Here is a 17,116-nt window from a genome sequence, read left to right as displayed (position 1 = left end):
ATTTTTTTTGCTTATCCTAAAACCAATATATTCTAAATTTATCCGATGGGGGTAGAACACATGTATTCAATTAATTATGATGCAGCACGTAACCGGGTAATGGTAAAAGTCCATGAAATCAACAAAGACAACGTTCAGAACTACATCGACGATTACACAAAGGTGCTGGAGAGTGTAAAACCAGGCTTTACCGGCATGACCGACCTGAGTGAAGGAAAACTGTTTACGATGGATGTAGCAGAACAACTTAGTCACCTTGGAGAGCTTTCCGTTCAAAAAGGGCTGACGAAATGGGCCTATTATACTGGTTCTGCGGTATCAAAGCTGCAAATGAAACGGATGTTTGGCGAAGTGGTGGATTCTTTCGAAAAACTGGAAGATGCAGAAGCTTTCTTGCAAGGATAATAATTTAAAAATGTCCCTGACGGGGTGCTGCATATAACAGCCTGCGTAAAGCGGAGATTTAACTTGTGATTAAGGAATGAAGCGGTTTTTGCACTAAATCTTGTACATTCTTTGATCTGCATGAAAAACGCGCACCCGATGTCATTAGGCATCGGGTGTAATCGGATAGATGGAGTGAGAAACACCATGACTGAAAAAACAGATATACATAAGAAACTTAAACAAGTAAGTTTGCAAGGCGCCGGTTTATTCTCGGGCGCGGTCATCGTGATTAATCTGATTTGCTTTATGTTGGGACTTCCCGTCTTCGCCGGACTTATTTTAAGCCTGGTGTTGACTCTCCCGGCAAGCTATTTCATCGCGTTGTGGCTGCTGCGTTCGGCCAAAGGCCAAGCGGCGCAGACCGGTTCCGACTCGAACATCGAAGAACTAAAGAACTACCAGGCCGCCAGCGCAGATGGGGATTATGTACTGGTCACAGAACAGTATAAGGAGCTTTCGAACCAGGTAAAAGAACATATTTCAAAAATCGGAGGAGCGATTGAGCAGGTCAAGACCAACTCCGAAATGGGTTTTTACGTTTCCGACATGATTAAGGAAGCAACGCTGGGGGTATCTGCCGACGCCAACCAGCAGACGGATATGATCCGCATCAGCTCCAATACAGTGAACGACGTCGTCGGCGCAATCCGGCATATCGCGGGAAGTGCGGACGAGACGGCGGTAGCGGCGACCGAATCGTCCGAGAAGGCGACGAAAGGGCAGGAATCGATTGTGACTGCCATTGATCAAATGGGCGAAGCCAATACGACGGTTCACTCCCTGGTTGACATCATGAGCCGGTTGGAAGAGAGTTCAAGGGAAGTTGCATCGTTCGTATCCATCATTCGGGAGATCGCCGAACAAACGCATTTGCTTGCGCTTAATGCCGCGATTGAAGCGGCGCGCTTTGGCGACGAAGGCAGAGGTTTTTCCGTTATCGCCAGCGAAGTGCGCAATCTCGCCGAACAATCTTCGGAATCAGCAAAGCAAGTTACGCAGGTCGTTTCGCTGATCCTGAATGAAACGGTTCAAGCGGTAACCTCGACCAAACTTGTCGCAAGCCAAGTGGATAATGGGCTCCGGGGAGTCAAGGAAGCCGGGGAATCCTTCGAATTCATCAAGCTTTCGATCGGTGAGGTAGCCGGACAAATGCAGGAAGTATCCTCTTCGGTAGAAGAAATCGCCGCCGGCGCCGAGCAGTTGGTTGACACGATGCAAAAAACGGAACAGATTGCGGTTAAAACGACGCAGGAAATGAACAATGTAACGCAAGCGGTAGAAGAGCACCATGCCATAATGGAACAGATTGCGACTGCGACCCAAACGTTGAATGACATCTCGAAAGAGCTTGAACAAGCCATGCAGCAGTACCGCAAGCCGTCGGATCATCCGCAAGCCTCATAAATCGGCGGGTCATCCAAATGGTTCATAATAAAGGACAAAGCAGCGCTTTTTGGCCTTAAGGCCTAAAAACGCTGCTTTTTTAAGATAGAAGAAAGTATAAACTACAAGGAAATGCATCCTTATATCGCAGAAAAACTACTGCTAAACGCGTCTGTCTTCTTTGATAATACCTCAATAAATGTTTTTCTTATGCCGATATTCACAAGTAGTACTATGTTGATGTTTCAAAATTGAGGCCCGCTGATGCCGTCTTCAACTATTTGATCTTTGGATCCGGATGAATCGTTTCCTGAATCCTCTCTGCCGGAGTTGACGGCAATCAGCCTGTTTTGCGCACGGTAGGTGTCCCGGGAGATTCGCTTGCGCTCTACAACCGCACCGTTTACTTTTTTGATTTGATAGGTTTCGACGATATATCCCGGCTTGCCTTCCTGCAATACTTCCTGCGCCCCGGCCGGAATGGCCTTGTTCTGGACGAATTTATCCGGAACGGGCAATGTTTCTACCGTTCGCGATTCAACCAGGTATTCGGTATTTTTCGGGAAGGTGCCGAAAAACTTGACGGTCAGTGTGCTGCCATCTACAAAGGCACGGATATAAAGCGATTTTCCCGTCGTATTTTTGAAGCGGAAATTAATGGAGCCCTCGGCAAAAGTAGCATCCAATCCTTTGGGCAGATAGCTGACTGGGAGCGAGTGGTTGCGCCGTTCCACAATTTCGAGCCCGGTTCGCAGCGCTGCGTTATATATCGTGCTTGAGACTTGGCAAATTCCGCCGCCGATACCCGGAACGAGCTTGCCGTTCACAATGACTGGCGCTTCGCGAAAGCCGTACTTCGCCTCAGCTCTGGCAATCACCTTGCCGTAGTCGAAAATATCGCCCGGCTTCAGCAGCATTCCGTCCATGGCCTTTGCCGCCGAATTAACGTTATAGATGCGCCCGGCAGCGCTTGAGCCGAGTCCGGTGTTGAATTCGATGATTTTCCGGTCGATCCCTTCTTCCCTTAAGCTGCTTACCGTTACTTCAGGTTTCAACATATAAATAGGAAGCTTTGCTTTCAACGGAGCTGCGGCTTCTTCCGGGCTAAGGAATCTTTTGGGGATGAGGGCGGTCATTGTATCCGTAAAAGTTTCCCAGTCAATGCGATAGACGGATATTTCCGGCGTGTACGCGACCTTATCGTCTTTGGTGATCCGCCGTGAGGCATTTACGGGTTCGCCGAAATGTTTCTCTTCCCAGGACGAATCAAACCGCTGCTTGAGCACTGACCTGTTCCAATGCGGCGACAGCTGCCAATCCGTCTTAAAGTGTTGGCGTGCTTTAAAACGTTCGAGCCAGTTCCCTTCATACAGGCCGGCAACCGAGCTGCGAAAATCGTCGGCTTCGAAGGTGACCCCGGCTTCTTTAAGGGTCATCGCGGCATCAGGTACGCCTTTGGCGGCCAGCGACAGCGTGAGCGGCTGCTGTTCAAGCTGTTTTAACCGGTCATCCAGCTCTTTAAGCACGTTGTCTTTTTTCTTCCCGCCCACATTCCAACCGCCTACCTGCACGTGGTCAGGAAGGGTTTGCTGACTGATATAGAGATGGATCCATCCAGCGGTGACGGAACCGATCAGCAAGATCCCGGCAGTGATGATCAGCATCAAATGAATTTTTTTCATGGCTCCCACCTTTTTCGCTTCGTATTAAACGTGGTTGAGTCTACATTTCATGTATATGTAAAAGAAATGGGAAAATTTCGGGTACTCAAAAGGTAACAAATTTGTTACAATAAAAAACATCGTGATGATTTCTTGAGATTTTTAAAGGAATGAGCTGGAATGTGTCGAAATTATAATGGCTAATTATGTAATCTAGGAAGTGATAATAAAGTGATCGAAATGCAGGATGTGTGGAAGACATACCCGAATGGAACCCACGCGCTTCAAGGGGTATCCGTTAAGATCGACCGGAATGAATTTGTATATGTCGTCGGCCCTTCCGGCGCAGGTAAATCGACATTCATGAAGCTCATTTATAGAGAAGAAGTACCGACAAAAGGACAGATCTCCGTAAACGGGTTTAATATAGGCAAGCTGAAGCAGCGCAAGATTCCTTACGTCAGACGCAATATCGGCGTGATTTTTCAGGATTTCCGCCTTTTGCCTAAATTGACCGCTTATGAGAACGTGGCTTTTGCCATGGAAGTTATTGAAGCCCCGAAACGGCAGATGAAAAAACGCGTGATGGAAGTGCTTGATCTCGTCGGACTGAAAGCGAAAGCGAACCGCCAGCCGGCCCAGCTTTCCGGTGGGGAACAGCAGCGGATTGCCATCGCCCGCGCCATCGTAAACAATCCTTCGGTGATTATTGCGGACGAGCCTACCGGCAACCTCGACCCCGAAACCTCCTGGGGCATCATGCAGCTGCTGGATGAAATCAATTTCCGCGGAACAACCATCGTTATGGCTACCCACAACAAGGATATCGTAAACACGATGCGTAAGCGCGTCATTGCCATTGAACAAGGCAATATCGTGCGCGACCAGATGAGAGGAGAATACGGGTATGACTTTTAACACCTTCTTGCGGCATTTGCGGGAAGGAGCGAAAAACGTATTCCGCAACGGCTGGATGTCTGTCGCATCCATTGTATCCATTATCGTATCTCTATTCGTCTTAGGCGTATTTATTCTGCTTGTACTCAATGTTAATGCCATTGCCGACAAAGCGGACAAACAAGTGCAGATTCGGGCCTACCTTAACTTGAACGTGGACCAGAAGCAGCGGGAAGTCGTGCAGAAAGAAATTGCGGCGATGCCTGAGGTCAGCAAGATCGATTTTATTTCCAAAGAGCAGGGATTGAATGATTTCCGCAGCAGCATGGGCGACGAAGGGAAGGAGCTTCTTGAAGGCTTCGACAAGGACAATAATCCGCTTCCGGATGCTTTCAAAATCGAAGTGTACGAGCCTACCACCGTTCCTTTTGTTGCAAAGAAAATTGAAGCGCTTAATACGGCCCATGCCGACCTGCAGCCGGTCATGAAGGTCAAATACGGCAAAGGAACGATCGAGACGCTGTTTAAAGTTACGCGCATGGTGCGCAATATCGGCTTTGTGTTCGTGGGCGGCCTGGGTTTGATGTCGATGTTCCTGATTTCCAACACGATCCGGGTTACGATTTTGGCGCGGCGCAGGGAGATCGGCATTATGAAACTGGTAGGGGCGACGAACACCTTTATCCGCTGGCCGTTTTTCGTGGAAGGCACACTGATCGGACTGATCGGTTCGGTGATTACGGTCGTGGTTTTGTTTGTTGGTTATGATCGCTTATCCGCATCTATCGGTTCCGATTTCACGATGCAAATGTCGCTTCTGCCCGTGAATGAGCTTTGGCATTGGGGCGGGCTTTTGGTTGTGCTCGGCGTGCTTATCGGGATGTGGGGAACAACCCTCTCGATCCGCAAGTTTTTGAAAGTATAGTGATCCGAAAAATCGCAGCTGACACCCGGATTTACTCCATAAGAAAAGATTCGTTAAGGCAGACTGCCGCCATGCGGCCTGTCTTGTGTGGAGCTTTGACCGAAGTTTTTCTTGAAAGGATGGGGAGCGCAAGTTGAAAAAGCTAGTTGCAGTGATCGCCGTCATTGTGCTGATGGCTACTGTTTTCGAGCCCACTGAGGGTTATGCCAAAAAACGAACCGTCGATCAAATCGAACATGAGCTGAGGCTTATTCAACAGCAGGCTAAGGCTGCCAAGCAGCAGAAGGCGAAAGCGGAGTCGCAGAAACAGGAGGCGCAGCATTATAAAAACAAAACGCAGCAGAACCTGCAATACGTAATGGATCAAATTTCGCAGGTTAGCGATAAAATGGCGAAGACTTCGGTGCAAATTGACCAGACACAGGATAATCTTCGCAAAACGGCGGCCGAACTGGATGCGACGGAGGAGAGAATCCAGTCCCGCGAGAAATTGCTGGAGTCCCGGGTCAGATTGATGTATACGGACGGCAGCGTATCCTATCTGGAAGTACTGCTGTCTTCAACAAGCTTCTCCGATTTCCTGGAGCGGGCGGATTCGCTTAAGAGCTTCGTGGACCAGGACAAGGATCTGCTGGAGCAGCACAAGAAAGACAAGGCGCTGGTACTGGACAAAAAGAAAGAGCTTGAATCCCAGTACGCGAAAGCCAAGGATTTGTATGCCGAGATGGAGGATCAAAAAGAGATCCTGGACGAAAAAGAAAAAGAAAAGCAGGTTCTGATCGCGAAGTACGACCAGAAAATCGAAGAGTCGGACGATCTCAGCGAAGAGCAAAATGAAATGCTCGTGAATCTGGTGAACAAACGGACGGCGCTGCAGACGGAGAAAAACAAGCTGAAAGCAGAAGAAGCCGCAAGACGGGCGGCGGCAGCCAAAGCGGCGGCAAAGAAAAGAGCGGCAGCGTTGGCGGCCAAACAGCGCAGCAGCAGTAAGTCAACCGTAGCCAGCGGCGGCGGTTTTACCGGCGGAGGCGGACCGCTTTATATGCCAGTGAGCGGGGGGCGCCTGTCTTCGGGATTTGGCAGACGGGTGCATCCGGTAACGGGCGAGGTCGGCAAAATGCATACAGGCATCGACTTGGCCGTTCCGCAAGGTACGCCGATCCATGCTGCCGATGACGGAATAGTGACGATGGCGGAATGGTGGAGCGGCTACGGCAACTGTGTTATTATCAATCATGGAGGCGGCATGTGGACATTGTACGGGCACATCCGGAACGGCGGCATCAAGGTTAAGGAGGGCGACCATGTCAGCCGCGGCCAGGTAATCGCCGAGTCGGGATCGACCGGGCAGGTAACGGGCCCGCATTTGCATTTTGAGGTCCGCGAGAATGGTGTCCCTGTGAATCCGATGCCTTATTTGTAGGCTTATAGTGCGTGTTCAAAAAGGACGGTTTTCAGCACCAAGAAGGTTGGATGAAGCTAGGGACTGAGAAGCGGAGCGTACGTTTAGGTACGTGAGCATCGGAAGGCCCGGCTGAATTCAAGATTCGATGCCGAGCCCGCTCCCAGATTCACTTCGTGTTAGATATAGAATTTATAAGTTATCTAGCTACGCTGATGAAATTCTATATCGCAAGAAAACCTACCTTTGAATCGCGGTCGCTCATCCTTGATTGAGCCTCGATTGGTTTTCTTATCAAAAGCGGACTTTTTGAACAACATCTTATAAATATTCCGTACAAGCCGGACATATACTATAATGGTTAGAACTGGTCCTGCAAGGCTTTGACCGGAGAATAAAAGGCGGTGATCACACTTGAAAAAAAGAACTGTCGTATTTTTAGTCCTGCTGGCGATGCTTGGCGGAAGCGTGCTGACGCTGGCATTGACAGGTGCGGGCTTGTCTACGCAGGCTGCGCCGACACTGTCATCGCTAGCCGATTTTAGCGGAGGCTTGAAGAAGGATGAAGCTAAAAAAATTGGCACGGCGCTGGGCCTTATCCAGTCGAACTATTATCAGGATGTGGACCGCAGCAAACTGATTGACGGTGCGATTAACGGAATGATGCAGTCCCTTGACGATCCATATTCCTCTTATATGGGCAAGAAGACGGCAAAAGAATTCGAAGAGACGATCGAAGGCTCGTTCAGCGGCATCGGGGCGGAGGTTTCCACCGAAAATGGCAATGTTGTTGTCGTATCTCCGATTAAAGGTTCACCGGCCGAAAAAGCGGGAATTCGTGCAAAGGATATTATTTTGACGGTGAATGGCGAATCTCTCCACGGCCTGGAGCTGAATGAGGCCGTAGCCAAAATCCGCGGTCCGAAAGGCAGCGAAGCCAAGCTGACGATCAAGCGCAGCGGCTCGCCGGCACCGATCGAATTTAAGATTGTCCGGGCGGATGTAGACTTGGAGACGGTAAAGGCCCATATGGAGCCGGGGAAAGTCGGGGTTATCGAAATCACCCAATTTTCGCTGAATACTGCTGAGCGATTTAAGCAAGAGCTGTCCAAACTGGAAAGCGAAGGAATGCAAGGTCTTGTCATCGATGTGCGCAATAATCCGGGCGGCGTATTATCCGTCGTGATCGATATTGCTGAACAGTTTGTTCCTAAAGGCAAAGCGATTGTTCAAGTCGAAGACAAAAACAAGAAGCGGGAGCAAAATGTATCCAAGGGAAGCGGCAAACCTTATCCTGTAACTTTGTTGATGAACAAGGGCAGCGCCAGCGCATCGGAAATTTTGGCAGGCGCGCTGCAGCAATCCGCAGGAGCGAAGCTCGTAGGTGAAAATTCCTTTGGCAAAGGTACGGTGCAAACCAGCTTCAACAAACAATTTGATGACGGAAGCTTGCTAAAGATTACGATCGCCAAATGGCTGACGCCAAACGGCAGCTGGATTCACCAAAAGGGTCTCAAGCCGGATATCACGGTCGAACAGCCGGATTATTTCTCGGTTGCGCCGATCAATAAAGAGACGACTTTGAAATACAATATGAATAACGCGGATGTCAAGAGCGCGCAAACCATGCTGGACGCGCTGGGGTATAAGCCTGGGCGCAAAGACGGGTACTTTGACGAGAAGACCGCTGCCGCGGTCAAGTCGTTCCAAAAAGCGCAAAACTTAAGCGTAAGCGGCAATGTTGACGCCAAAACGGCGGAACATTTGGAAACGGCGCTGATCGGGCAAATCCGCGATCCGAAAAACGATAACCAGCTTAAGGCAGGGATTGCTGAGGTTCAGAAGGAAATCGCAGCAACCGCGTCGAAACATTAAAGAAGGCTACTTAAGCCTTCTTTTTTCTTTGCGAGAATTTCCGGGTCAATATCAAAATTAGAATTTTGATAAAGTTCTGATTTGAGCCAAATTTATATAGGCGATTTACCGTAAGGATGGATGAAACGTTTCTTCAGGAAAGGAGAGTGAGACGATTTGGAAGTCGCTTTGGAATTGCTGTGGCACTGGACGGATGCGTTGGTGCAGTTGCTGCTGCAGCCCTTTTACTATATTTCGGTCATATTTATAATGTTGATGTACCGCAGGCAGGTGCTGCTCGAACGTAAGCTTTTTCATGTCAGGCTGCACAGCTGGGGCTGGCAGACGTGGAGAACCCTGATTGGCGGTTTGGCGGCAGGCATATGCGTATCCATCGCCATCGCTTTTCTTGGCATCTCGCTATCGGTGGAGGCTGTCGCATGCATCTGGATCGTCGCGATCCTTTTGATGCTTCTTCGCGTGCGTTACTTATGCTTTGCTTATTCTATAGGTTTGCTTGGCGTTATCCAGTTCATTCTGGGATTTTTCCCGGAGTTTCAGCTCCCGGGTGTGGCGGGGACGGCACTGGAGACTGTGAACGGTCTGGATATTCCGGCACTGCTCACATTGGTTGCGGTATTGCATCTGGCCGAGGCGCTGCTTGTGAAATGGCAAGGGGCCGGCTTTGCCAACCCGGTATTTATGGAAAGCAAACGAGGCAAGCTTGTCGGAGGTTATCAAATGCAGACCTATTGGCCGCTTCCGCTCTTTTTGCTTATTCCGGCCCAAACCGGCGGCGCGCTGCTGCCTTGGACGCCTCTGCTGGGAGATGGGTGGAGCGCCGGTTTCAGCATGGCGGCCTTACCGGTGGTGATCGGTTTCAGTGAAATGACCCAGAGCATGCTGCCGCAGGTCAAAGCGAACAAAACGTTTAAACGACTGCTTGTTTACAGTGTCGTTCTGCTGGCATTCAGCTTGCTTTCAGCCTGGTGGAAGCCGCTGACGATCGCAGCTGCTCTGATCAGCATTCTTGTCCATGAAGGCCTGCTGTGGTACAGCCGCATGGAAGAGCAGCACAGCAGCCCGATGTTTGTTCATCCGCAGCGGGGAATGAAAATTCTGGCCGTAATTCCGGGGAGCCCCGCCGAATCCATAGGTATTAAGGCAGGCGAATTGATTGTCAAAATCAACGGCATATCCATCCGGACGAAAGAGGAAATGCATGCCGCTCTGCGGAAAAATTCAGCTTTTTGCAAGCTTGAGGTTCAGAATTTGCAAGGGGAAAGCAAATTTTTGCAGCGTGCGATTTACGCTGGCGAGCATCATCAGCTTGGTGTCATCCTTGCGCCCGATCCGGATGCCGGGGTTGCGCTTGTGATGAAGCCGCTAAGCATTTTTCAACTGATTGCCATGAAGGTACAGGCCAGGCAGAAAACAAATGAGCAGCCCCTTGATCATCCGCCGGGTGGAAATACGGCCGAAATGTAGATTAAAAATATAAAAAAGCTTGAGCTCTTAGCAGCCCAAGCTTTTTTATATGGATGAACGATAGTTGCCGGAAAGGGAATGCTCCAAGCCGGATTATTCTTTCAACTGCCGCAGCACGATGATTTCGACGCGGCGGTTTTTTTGCCGTCCTGCCTCGGTGGAGTTGTCCGCGGCCGGCCGGGTATCACCATAACCTGCATATTGGAATCCGGCGGGATCCAATTGCTTCTGGTCAATGAAATAACGCAAAACCGAAAGCGCGCGGGCGCCTGACAGTTCCCAGTTATCTTTATATTTTGATGAATAAACAATCGGGAGATTGTCCGTATGCCCTTCGATGCTGATGATGGTATGCAGTTCTTTGAAAAGGCTGGCCAGCTTGTCCATTACCGGAACGGAGCCGGATTTCAGATCCGCTTTGCCGACGTCAAACAGGAATTTGTCGCTGAGCGTAATCGTGATGCCCTGCGGCTGGTCGGCAACGAAAATCTGATCTTCAAGCTTGTTGTCCTTCACGTATTTTGAAATGACCTTCATCAGATTTTGCAGCTCTTGTTCCTGTTTGCGGAAAGCAAGCTCGCGATCCGAAAGAGCGTCTGCGCTTTTTTTGCTTGGCTGCTGGGATTTCGCGGCATTATCGGGTGTTTTGTGCGTATTCTTGTTCGCCGTGCCGGTAAGCCCTGCCCCCTGGTCCAGAATGGATGCTCCAGTTTTAAACGTTACTTGAAGCGATTGCGTGATTTCCTGGTACTTTTGTGTATCCAAGCGGCTCATGGCAAACATCATCACGAAGAAAATGAGCAGCAGCGTAATGAGATCCGCATAGGTGATAAGCCAACGGTCACGGCCATTATCCCCGCCGCTCTCCCGTTTGCGCCGTCCCGCACGGTTACTCCGCCGTTTCATGCTCATGATAACCCTCCTTCACCGCAGGAGCATGATAGCGTTCCGCAGGCGTGAAGGATACAAGCTTTTTGCGGACCAGATTCGGATGTTCGCCGTTTTGGACGGCAAGAATGCCCTCGAGCAGAAGCTCCATGTTCTGAATTTCATCGTCGCTCCGCGACTTAATTTTGGACGCAATGGGTAAAAAGATAATATTGGCAGCGGCAACGCCGTATAAAGTAGCCGTAAAAGCGACCGCGATGGAAGGGCCCAGATCCGTTGGCTCCGTCAAGCTGCCAAGCACGTGAATCAGGCCCATGACGGTACCGATAATCCCCATGGTAGGAGAATAACCTCCGGCGGATTCAAAAATTTTGGCATAAGATTCATGCTTTTGTTCCACCGCACCGATTTCAAGCTCCATAATCTGTCTGAGCAGTTCATGGTCGGTCCCGTCGACGACCATTTGCATGCCTTCGCGCAGAAAAGAGTTGGGATGATCCACGGCCATCCGCTCAAGTGAAAGGACGCCGTTGCGCCGTGCCGTCGTCGCCATATTCACCACGTCTTCGATCAGCTGCTCGGTGTTGTCCGTCTGGCGGGTAAAGGCAAAGCGCAGCGCTTTTGGGATCGTTTTGAGCCGCGCGAGCGGAAAGCTGATAACGACGGCGGCGATGGTACCGCCGAATACGATAAGCGCCGCCGCGCCTTGCATAAGTCCGTTAATTTGCCCCCCTTCCCATAAAAAGCCTCCTACCAGTGCGGCAAGGCCGGCCAGTATGCCAATAATGGTTGTCATTTCCATGTCGTTGTTACCACTCCTATTCATGAGTTAAGGTTTGCATAGAGCAGGCGATCAGAGTATAATAGACGGGAACAAATATTCCTATTTCAACAAGGATTTCCTAATCATATTATCGGGAAATCTCGACATATAGTTTAGAATATCTATTTTAGATGATGAGGGTGATGTTGGGCAATGAGTGATATTGTCGTAAGTACCAGACCGTTTGAGCTTTTATCCGAATATAAGCCGCAGGGCGACCAGCCCAAGGCGATAGCGGAACTGGTGGAAGGGCTTGAACAGGGGAAACAGCATCAGACATTGCTTGGAGCGACCGGAACGGGGAAGACGTTTACGATTGCGCAGACGATTGCCAAGGTAAACCGGCCGACGCTGGTAATTGCCCACAATAAAACTTTGGCAGCCCAGCTGGCGAGCGAATTCAAGGAGTTTTTTCCGAATAATTCGGTAGATTACTTTGTCAGCTATTATGATTATTATCAACCCGAAGCGTATATCCCCTCTTCCGATACCTATATTGAGAAGGATTCGAGCATTAATGAGGAAATAGACAAACTACGGCATTCCGCGACCAGTTCATTGTTCGAGCGGCGCGACGTGATTATCGTAGCCAGCGTATCTTGTATTTACGGTCTCGGTTCGCCTTCCGAATACTCGAGCTTGCTGCTGTCGCTGCGCGTAGGCATGGAGAAGCCGCGCAACCAGATTCTATCGCGGCTTGTGGACATTCAGTACCAGCGTAATGATATCAATTTCGTCCGCGGCACATTCCGCGTCCGCGGCGACGTCATCGAGATCTTTCCGGCTTCGCAAGGCGAGCACGCCATCCGCGTCGAATTTTTCGGGGATGAAATTGAGCGAATCACGGAAATCGACGTGCTCACAGGCGAATTGATCGGCGAACGCGAACACGTGGCTATTTTTCCGGCCTCGCACTTCGTCACGAAAGAAGAAACGATGCGGATCGCCCTGAAAAATATCGAACGCGAGCTGGAAGAGCAGCTGGAATATTTCCGCTCCGAGGGCAAGCTGCTGGAAGCTCAACGTCTGGAACAGCGTACCCGCTATGACATCGAGATGATGAAGGAAATCGGTTTTTGTTCCGGGATCGAGAACTACTCCGGTCCGCTGACCTTCCGGGAACGCGGAGCAACGCCGTATACGCTGCTGGATTATTTTCCGGACGACTTTTTGATTGTGGTGGACGAATCCCATGTGACGCTGCCGCAGATCCGCGCGATGTACAATGGCGACCGGGCCCGGAAAACGGTCCTGGTGGATCATGGTTTCCGTCTTCCTTCGGCTTTGGATAACCGGCCCTTGCAATTCGAGGAATTCGAAGAGAAGGTTAACCAGATCATTTATGTGTCGGCAACGCCCGGCCCGTATGAAATGGAACACTGCGATACGATGGTCGAGCAGATTATCCGGCCGACCGGACTGCTTGATCCGGTGATTGAGGTTCGCCCTACGGAAGGCCAGATCGACGATTTGATCGGTGAAATCCGCGAACGGATCGATCGGGATGAACGCGTGCTGGTGACGACCCTTACGAAGAAGATGGCGGAGGATTTGACCGATTACCTGAAGGAAATCGGCATTAAGGTCCGGTACCTTCACTCGGATATCAAAACGCTCGAGCGGATAGCCATCCTGCGCGATCTCCGCCTTGGCGTGTTCCATGTGTTGGTCGGAATCAATCTGCTGCGGGAAGGTTTGGACCTGCCTGAAGTGTCGCTGGTTGCGATTTTGGATGCGGATAAGGAAGGTTTCTTGCGTTCCGAACGTTCCCTGATCCAAACGATTGGCCGTGCGGCTCGGAACTCGGAAGGTTTCGTCATTATGTACGGCGACCATATTACCGAATCGATGGATAAAGCGATCAAGGAAACGGCCCGTCGCCGCGGGCTGCAGATTGCGTATAATGAGGAACACGGCATTACGCCTCAAACTATCCGCAAGAAGGTGCGCGATGTGATCGAAGCGACCAAGGTTGCCGAATCGAAAGCGGAGTATCTGACGGGAGCTTCCGGCAAAATGTCGAAGAAGGAGCGCCAGTCGGTCATCCAGCGCCTGGAGGCGGAAATGAAGGAAGCGGCGAAAAATTTGCAGTTCGAACGCGCCGCGGAGCTTCGCGACGCCTTGCTGGAACTGAAGGCTGAATAAATGCAAGGGTGAGATATGGGAAGAGAACGGCCGTCGGTAACTGGTCGTTCTCTTTGTGGATATTAGAAAGGCCATTCAGGCGTTTACTAACGTATCATATAAACTTCTGAGGTCCCCGCAAAGTAATCGGAATAAGCTTCAAAGGCTGCACGTCACTTTGTGGGGTTATTTTAAGATTATAGAATGTTATGCACAAAGGAGATGAACGAGCATTGGCGAATGAAAACATCGTGATCAAAGGGGCCCGGGCTCATAATTTAAAGAACATCGATATTACCATTCCGCGCGATAAATTCGTTGTATTGACGGGCCTTAGCGGATCGGGAAAGTCATCACTGGCTTTTGATACGATTTATGCCGAAGGCCAGCGCCGATACGTGGAGTCGTTGTCTGCGTACGCGCGTCAATTTCTGGGGCAAATGGAGAAGCCGGATGTGGATTCGATCGACGGACTTTCCCCGGCCATTTCTATTGACCAGAAAACGACAAGCCGCAACCCCCGCTCAACGGTAGGTACGGTGACGGAAATCTACGACTACCTCCGCCTGCTGTTTGCGCGGATCGGGCATCCTCACTGTCCGGAGCACGGGATTGAAATTACGTCCCAAACCGTCGAGCAGATGGTGGACCGGATCATGTCCTATCCGGAAAAAACGAGACTCCAACTGATGGCGCCCCTCGTTTCCGGGCGCAAGGGAGAGCATAAAAACTTGTTCGCGGACGTGGCCAAGCAAGGTTTTGTTCGGGTACGCGTCGACGGGGAATTGCGCGATCTTTCCGAAAGCATCGAACTTGAAAAAAATAAAAAACACACGATTGAAGTGGTCGTAGACCGGATCGTCGTCAAGGAGGGCGTCGAAACCCGCTTGGCGGATTCCATCGAAACGGCGCTTAAGCTTTCCGGCGGACAACTGCTCGTTGATATCATCGGCCAGGAGGAGCTGCGGTTCAGTTCCAATTTTGCCTGCTCGATTTGCGGGTTCAGTATGGAAGAACTTTCGCCGCGCATGTTTTCATTCAACAGCCCGTTCGGCGCCTGCCCGGAATGCGACGGTCTTGGCGTCAAAATGATCGTCGATCCGGAACTGCTTATCCCGGATATGGAAAAATCCATTGAAGAAGGGGCTTTCCTGGCTTGGACGGGAAGCACATCCAACTATTATCCGCAGTTCCTGAGTTCGGTATGCGAGCATTACGATATTCCGCAGAATGTTCCGGTCAGCCAGCTGAAAAAAGAGGATATGGACAAGCTGCTGTACGGAACAGGCAGCGAGAAAGTGCGTTTCCGTTACGAAAATGACTTTGGGCAGCGGAAGGAAGCGAATGTCGTTTTTGAAGGCATCATCCCGAACCTAGAGCGCCGTTACCGCGAAACGGCTTCGGACGGAATCCGCGAGTTTATCGAGAACTTCATGAGCGCCAAGCCATGCGAAGTGTGCAAAGGGCATCGTTTGAAAAAAGAAGTGCTCGCGGTTACGGTCAGCGGAAACAATATTGCCGATGTAACCAGCTTGTCGATCGGCGATGCGATGCAGCTGTTCGATTCGCTGGAACTGAGCGAGAAGGAACGCTCCATCGCCCATTTGATTTTGAAGGAAATCAATAGCCGGCTGGGATTCCTTGTGAACGTCGGTTTGCAGTATCTGACGCTCAGCCGTGCGGCGGGTACGCTCTCCGGCGGCGAAGCTCAACGGATCAGGCTTGCCACCCAAATCGGCTCCAGCCTGATGGGCGTCCTGTACATTTTGGACGAGCCGAGTATCGGCCTGCATCAGCGTGACAACGATAGGCTGATCGCGACGCTGGAGCATATGCGCGATCTTGGCAACACGCTGATCGTTGTTGAGCATGACGAGGATACGATGCTGGCAGCCGATTATATCATCGACATCGGTCCGGGAGCAGGGATTCATGGCGGCCGCGTTATTGCGCAAGGAACACCGAAGCAAATCATGAACGATCCGAACTCCTTGACCGGGCAGTATTTGAGCGGCCGGAAGTTTATTCCCGTCAATCCGAACCGGAGAAAGCCGGATGGGCGCTGGCTGGAAATCCGCGGTGCGCGCGAGAATAACCTTAAAAACCTGAACGTCAAAATACCGGTCGGCGTTTTTACGGCGGTGACAGGGGTGTCCGGTTCAGGAAAATCGACGCTGGTTAACGAGATTTTGTATAAAACGCTCGCAAAAGAACTGAATAGAGCCGTCAAAGTGCGTCCGGGGGCGCATAAAGAAATCAGGGGACTCGAGCATCTGGAGAAGGTCATCGATATCGACCAGTCTCCGATTGGACGTACGCCGCGTTCGAACCCTGCTACCTATACCGGCGTTTTCGACGATATCCGCGACATTTACGCGCAAACGAACGAAGCAAAAATCCGCGGCTACAAGAAAGGCCGTTTCAGTTTCAACGTCAAAGGCGGGCGCTGCGAAGCCTGCCGCGGGGACGGCATCATCAAAATCGAAATGCACTTCCTGCCGGATGTATACGTGCCTTGCGAAGTCTGCAAAGGCAAACGATATAACCGCGAAACGCTGGAGGTCAAATATAAAGCCAAAAGCATCGCCGATGTGCTGGAGATGACGGTGGAGGATGCAACGGAGTTTTTCAAAAACATTCCGAAAATCCACCGGAAGCTGCAGACGCTGCTTGACGTGGGCCTGGGGTACATCACGCTGGGGCAGCCGGCAACGACGCTTTCCGGCGGCGAAGCCCAGCGCGTGAAGCTGGCTTCCGAGCTGTACCGCCGCAGTACCGGCAAAACGATGTATATCCTTGACGAACCGACGACAGGATTGCATGTGGACGATATCGACCGTTTGTTGACCGTCCTGCACCGGCTGGTGGATTCGGGCGAATCCGTGCTTGTCATCGAGCATAATTTGGATGTCATTAAGACGGCGGATTATTTGATCGACTTGGGGCCGGAAGGCGGCAGCGGCGGCGGAACGATCATCGCGACAGGAACGCCGGAACAGCTTGTCAAAGTGGACGGCTCCTATACAGGAAAGTATCTGAAGCCTGTGTTGGAACGGGATACCGCCCGTACCGAGGAATTGAAGGTTGGAAGTTAATGACATAAACCCGGGTTTTACAGAAACGTCATGGAACCGCCGGATTTTCTCCGGTGGTTCTTCTTTTTCCCTGAGAGTAAGAGATTGCAATAGCCGAACATAATATCGGAAACAGGGATCATACTATAA

The 17,116-nt window shown here is 50.8% G+C and carries 12 protein-coding genes; 9 read left to right on the top strand and 3 right to left on the bottom strand.

The window, feature by feature from the left end; all coding sequences use genetic code 11:
- Positions 1-60 precede the first annotated feature (60 nt).
- Together L6442_RS30325 and L6442_RS30320 are read left to right on the top strand one after the other, a co-directional pair.
- The gene (locus L6442_RS30325) at positions 61-405 is read left to right on the top strand and encodes an HECT domain-containing protein (protein WP_194233879.1); all 345 of its coding nucleotides are present in this window, start codon (positions 61-63) and stop codon (positions 403-405) included.
- A 186-nt stretch (positions 406-591) separates the two neighbouring features.
- Entirely contained in the window at positions 592-1,851 is a 1,260-nt protein-coding gene (locus L6442_RS30320; RefSeq protein ID WP_212979533.1) for a methyl-accepting chemotaxis protein, read from the top strand.
- Between the two features lie 224 nt (positions 1,852-2,075).
- Here the strand turns inward: L6442_RS30320 and L6442_RS30315 are convergent, their stop codons facing one another.
- Positions 2,076-3,512 (bottom strand): VanW family protein, encoded by a 1,437-nt coding sequence (locus L6442_RS30315; protein WP_212979534.1) that lies wholly within the window; start codon positions 3,510-3,512, stop codon positions 2,076-2,078.
- 210 nt (positions 3,513-3,722) lie between these two features.
- Here L6442_RS30315 and ftsE point away from each other — a divergent pair, with 210 nt between their 5' ends.
- The 5 genes from ftsE to L6442_RS30290 all read left to right on the top strand — a co-directional run bounded on the left by ftsE (position 3,723) and on the right by L6442_RS30290 (position 10,057).
- On the top strand, positions 3,723-4,409 hold the full coding sequence (gene ftsE / locus L6442_RS30310) for a cell division ATP-binding protein FtsE (RefSeq protein ID WP_212979535.1): 687 nt from the start codon (positions 3,723-3,725) through the stop codon (positions 4,407-4,409).
- Positions 4,399-5,313: a permease-like cell division protein FtsX gene (gene ftsX, locus L6442_RS30305; RefSeq protein WP_212979536.1), complete on the top strand. Its 915-nt coding sequence runs from the start codon at positions 4,399-4,401 to the stop codon at positions 5,311-5,313. The genes ftsE and ftsX overlap by 11 nt, the downstream gene beginning before the upstream one ends.
- 133 nt (positions 5,314-5,446) lie before the next feature.
- Positions 5,447-6,736: a murein hydrolase activator EnvC family protein gene (locus L6442_RS30300; protein WP_212979537.1), complete on the top strand. Its 1,290-nt coding sequence runs from the start codon at positions 5,447-5,449 to the stop codon at positions 6,734-6,736.
- Between the two features lie 393 nt (positions 6,737-7,129).
- Positions 7,130-8,590, top strand: a complete 1,461-nt coding sequence (locus L6442_RS30295) for a S41 family peptidase (protein ID WP_373871826.1) — start codon at positions 7,130-7,132, stop codon at positions 8,588-8,590.
- A 156-nt stretch (positions 8,591-8,746) separates the two neighbouring features.
- The gene (locus L6442_RS30290; protein WP_212979538.1) at positions 8,747-10,057 is read left to right on the top strand and encodes a PDZ domain-containing protein; all 1,311 of its coding nucleotides are present in this window, start codon (positions 8,747-8,749) and stop codon (positions 10,055-10,057) included.
- 93 nt (positions 10,058-10,150) lie between these two features.
- Here the strand turns inward: L6442_RS30290 and L6442_RS30285 are convergent, their stop codons facing one another.
- Together L6442_RS30285 and L6442_RS30280 are read right to left on the bottom strand one after the other, a co-directional pair.
- Positions 10,151-10,963: a flagellar motor protein MotB gene (locus L6442_RS30285; protein ID WP_212979563.1), complete on the bottom strand. Its 813-nt coding sequence runs from the start codon at positions 10,961-10,963 to the stop codon at positions 10,151-10,153.
- On the bottom strand, positions 10,947-11,747 hold the full coding sequence (locus tag L6442_RS30280; protein WP_194233872.1) for a flagellar motor protein: 801 nt from the start codon (positions 11,745-11,747) through the stop codon (positions 10,947-10,949). The genes L6442_RS30285 and L6442_RS30280 overlap by 17 nt, the downstream gene beginning before the upstream one ends.
- Before the next feature lie 174 nt (positions 11,748-11,921).
- Between L6442_RS30280 and uvrB the strand changes: the two genes are divergently transcribed.
- Together uvrB and uvrA are read left to right on the top strand one after the other, a co-directional pair.
- Positions 11,922-13,913 (top strand): excinuclease ABC subunit UvrB, encoded by a 1,992-nt coding sequence (gene uvrB, locus L6442_RS30275; RefSeq protein ID WP_212979539.1) that lies wholly within the window; start codon positions 11,922-11,924, stop codon positions 13,911-13,913.
- 212 nt (positions 13,914-14,125) lie between these two features.
- Positions 14,126-16,987 (top strand): excinuclease ABC subunit UvrA, encoded by a 2,862-nt coding sequence (gene uvrA, locus L6442_RS30270; RefSeq protein ID WP_194233870.1) that lies wholly within the window; start codon positions 14,126-14,128, stop codon positions 16,985-16,987.
- Positions 16,988-17,116 lie beyond the last annotated feature (129 nt).

The sequence above is a fragment of the Paenibacillus azoreducens genome, assembly GCF_021654775.1.
GTDB classification, from domain to species: Bacteria; Bacillota; Bacilli; order Paenibacillales; family Paenibacillaceae; genus Paenibacillus_AQ; species Paenibacillus_AQ azoreducens.
Note: the sequence above shows the minus strand (reverse complement) of the source record. Positions and strands in the feature narration are given on the sequence as shown.

Excerpts from the sequence above, each read along its gene's own strand:
- L6442_RS30325 (WP_194233879.1), top strand. The coding sequence starts at position 61 with ATGTATTCAATTAATTATGATGCAGCACGTAACCGGGTAATGGTAAAA.
- L6442_RS30320 (WP_212979533.1), top strand. The coding sequence starts at position 592 with ATGACTGAAAAAACAGATATACATAAGAAACTTAAACAAGTAAGTTTG.
- L6442_RS30315 (WP_212979534.1), bottom strand. The coding sequence starts at position 3,512 with ATGAAAAAAATTCATTTGATGCTGATCATCACTGCCGGGATCTTGCTG.
- ftsX (WP_212979536.1), top strand. The coding sequence starts at position 4,399 with ATGACTTTTAACACCTTCTTGCGGCATTTGCGGGAAGGAGCGAAAAAC.
- L6442_RS30285 (WP_212979563.1), bottom strand. The coding sequence starts at position 10,963 with ATGAAACGGCGGAGTAACCGTGCGGGACGGCGCAAACGGGAGAGCGGC.
- L6442_RS30280 (WP_194233872.1), bottom strand. The coding sequence starts at position 11,747 with ATGGAAATGACAACCATTATTGGCATACTGGCCGGCCTTGCCGCACTG.
- uvrB (WP_212979539.1), top strand. The coding sequence starts at position 11,922 with ATGAGTGATATTGTCGTAAGTACCAGACCGTTTGAGCTTTTATCCGAA.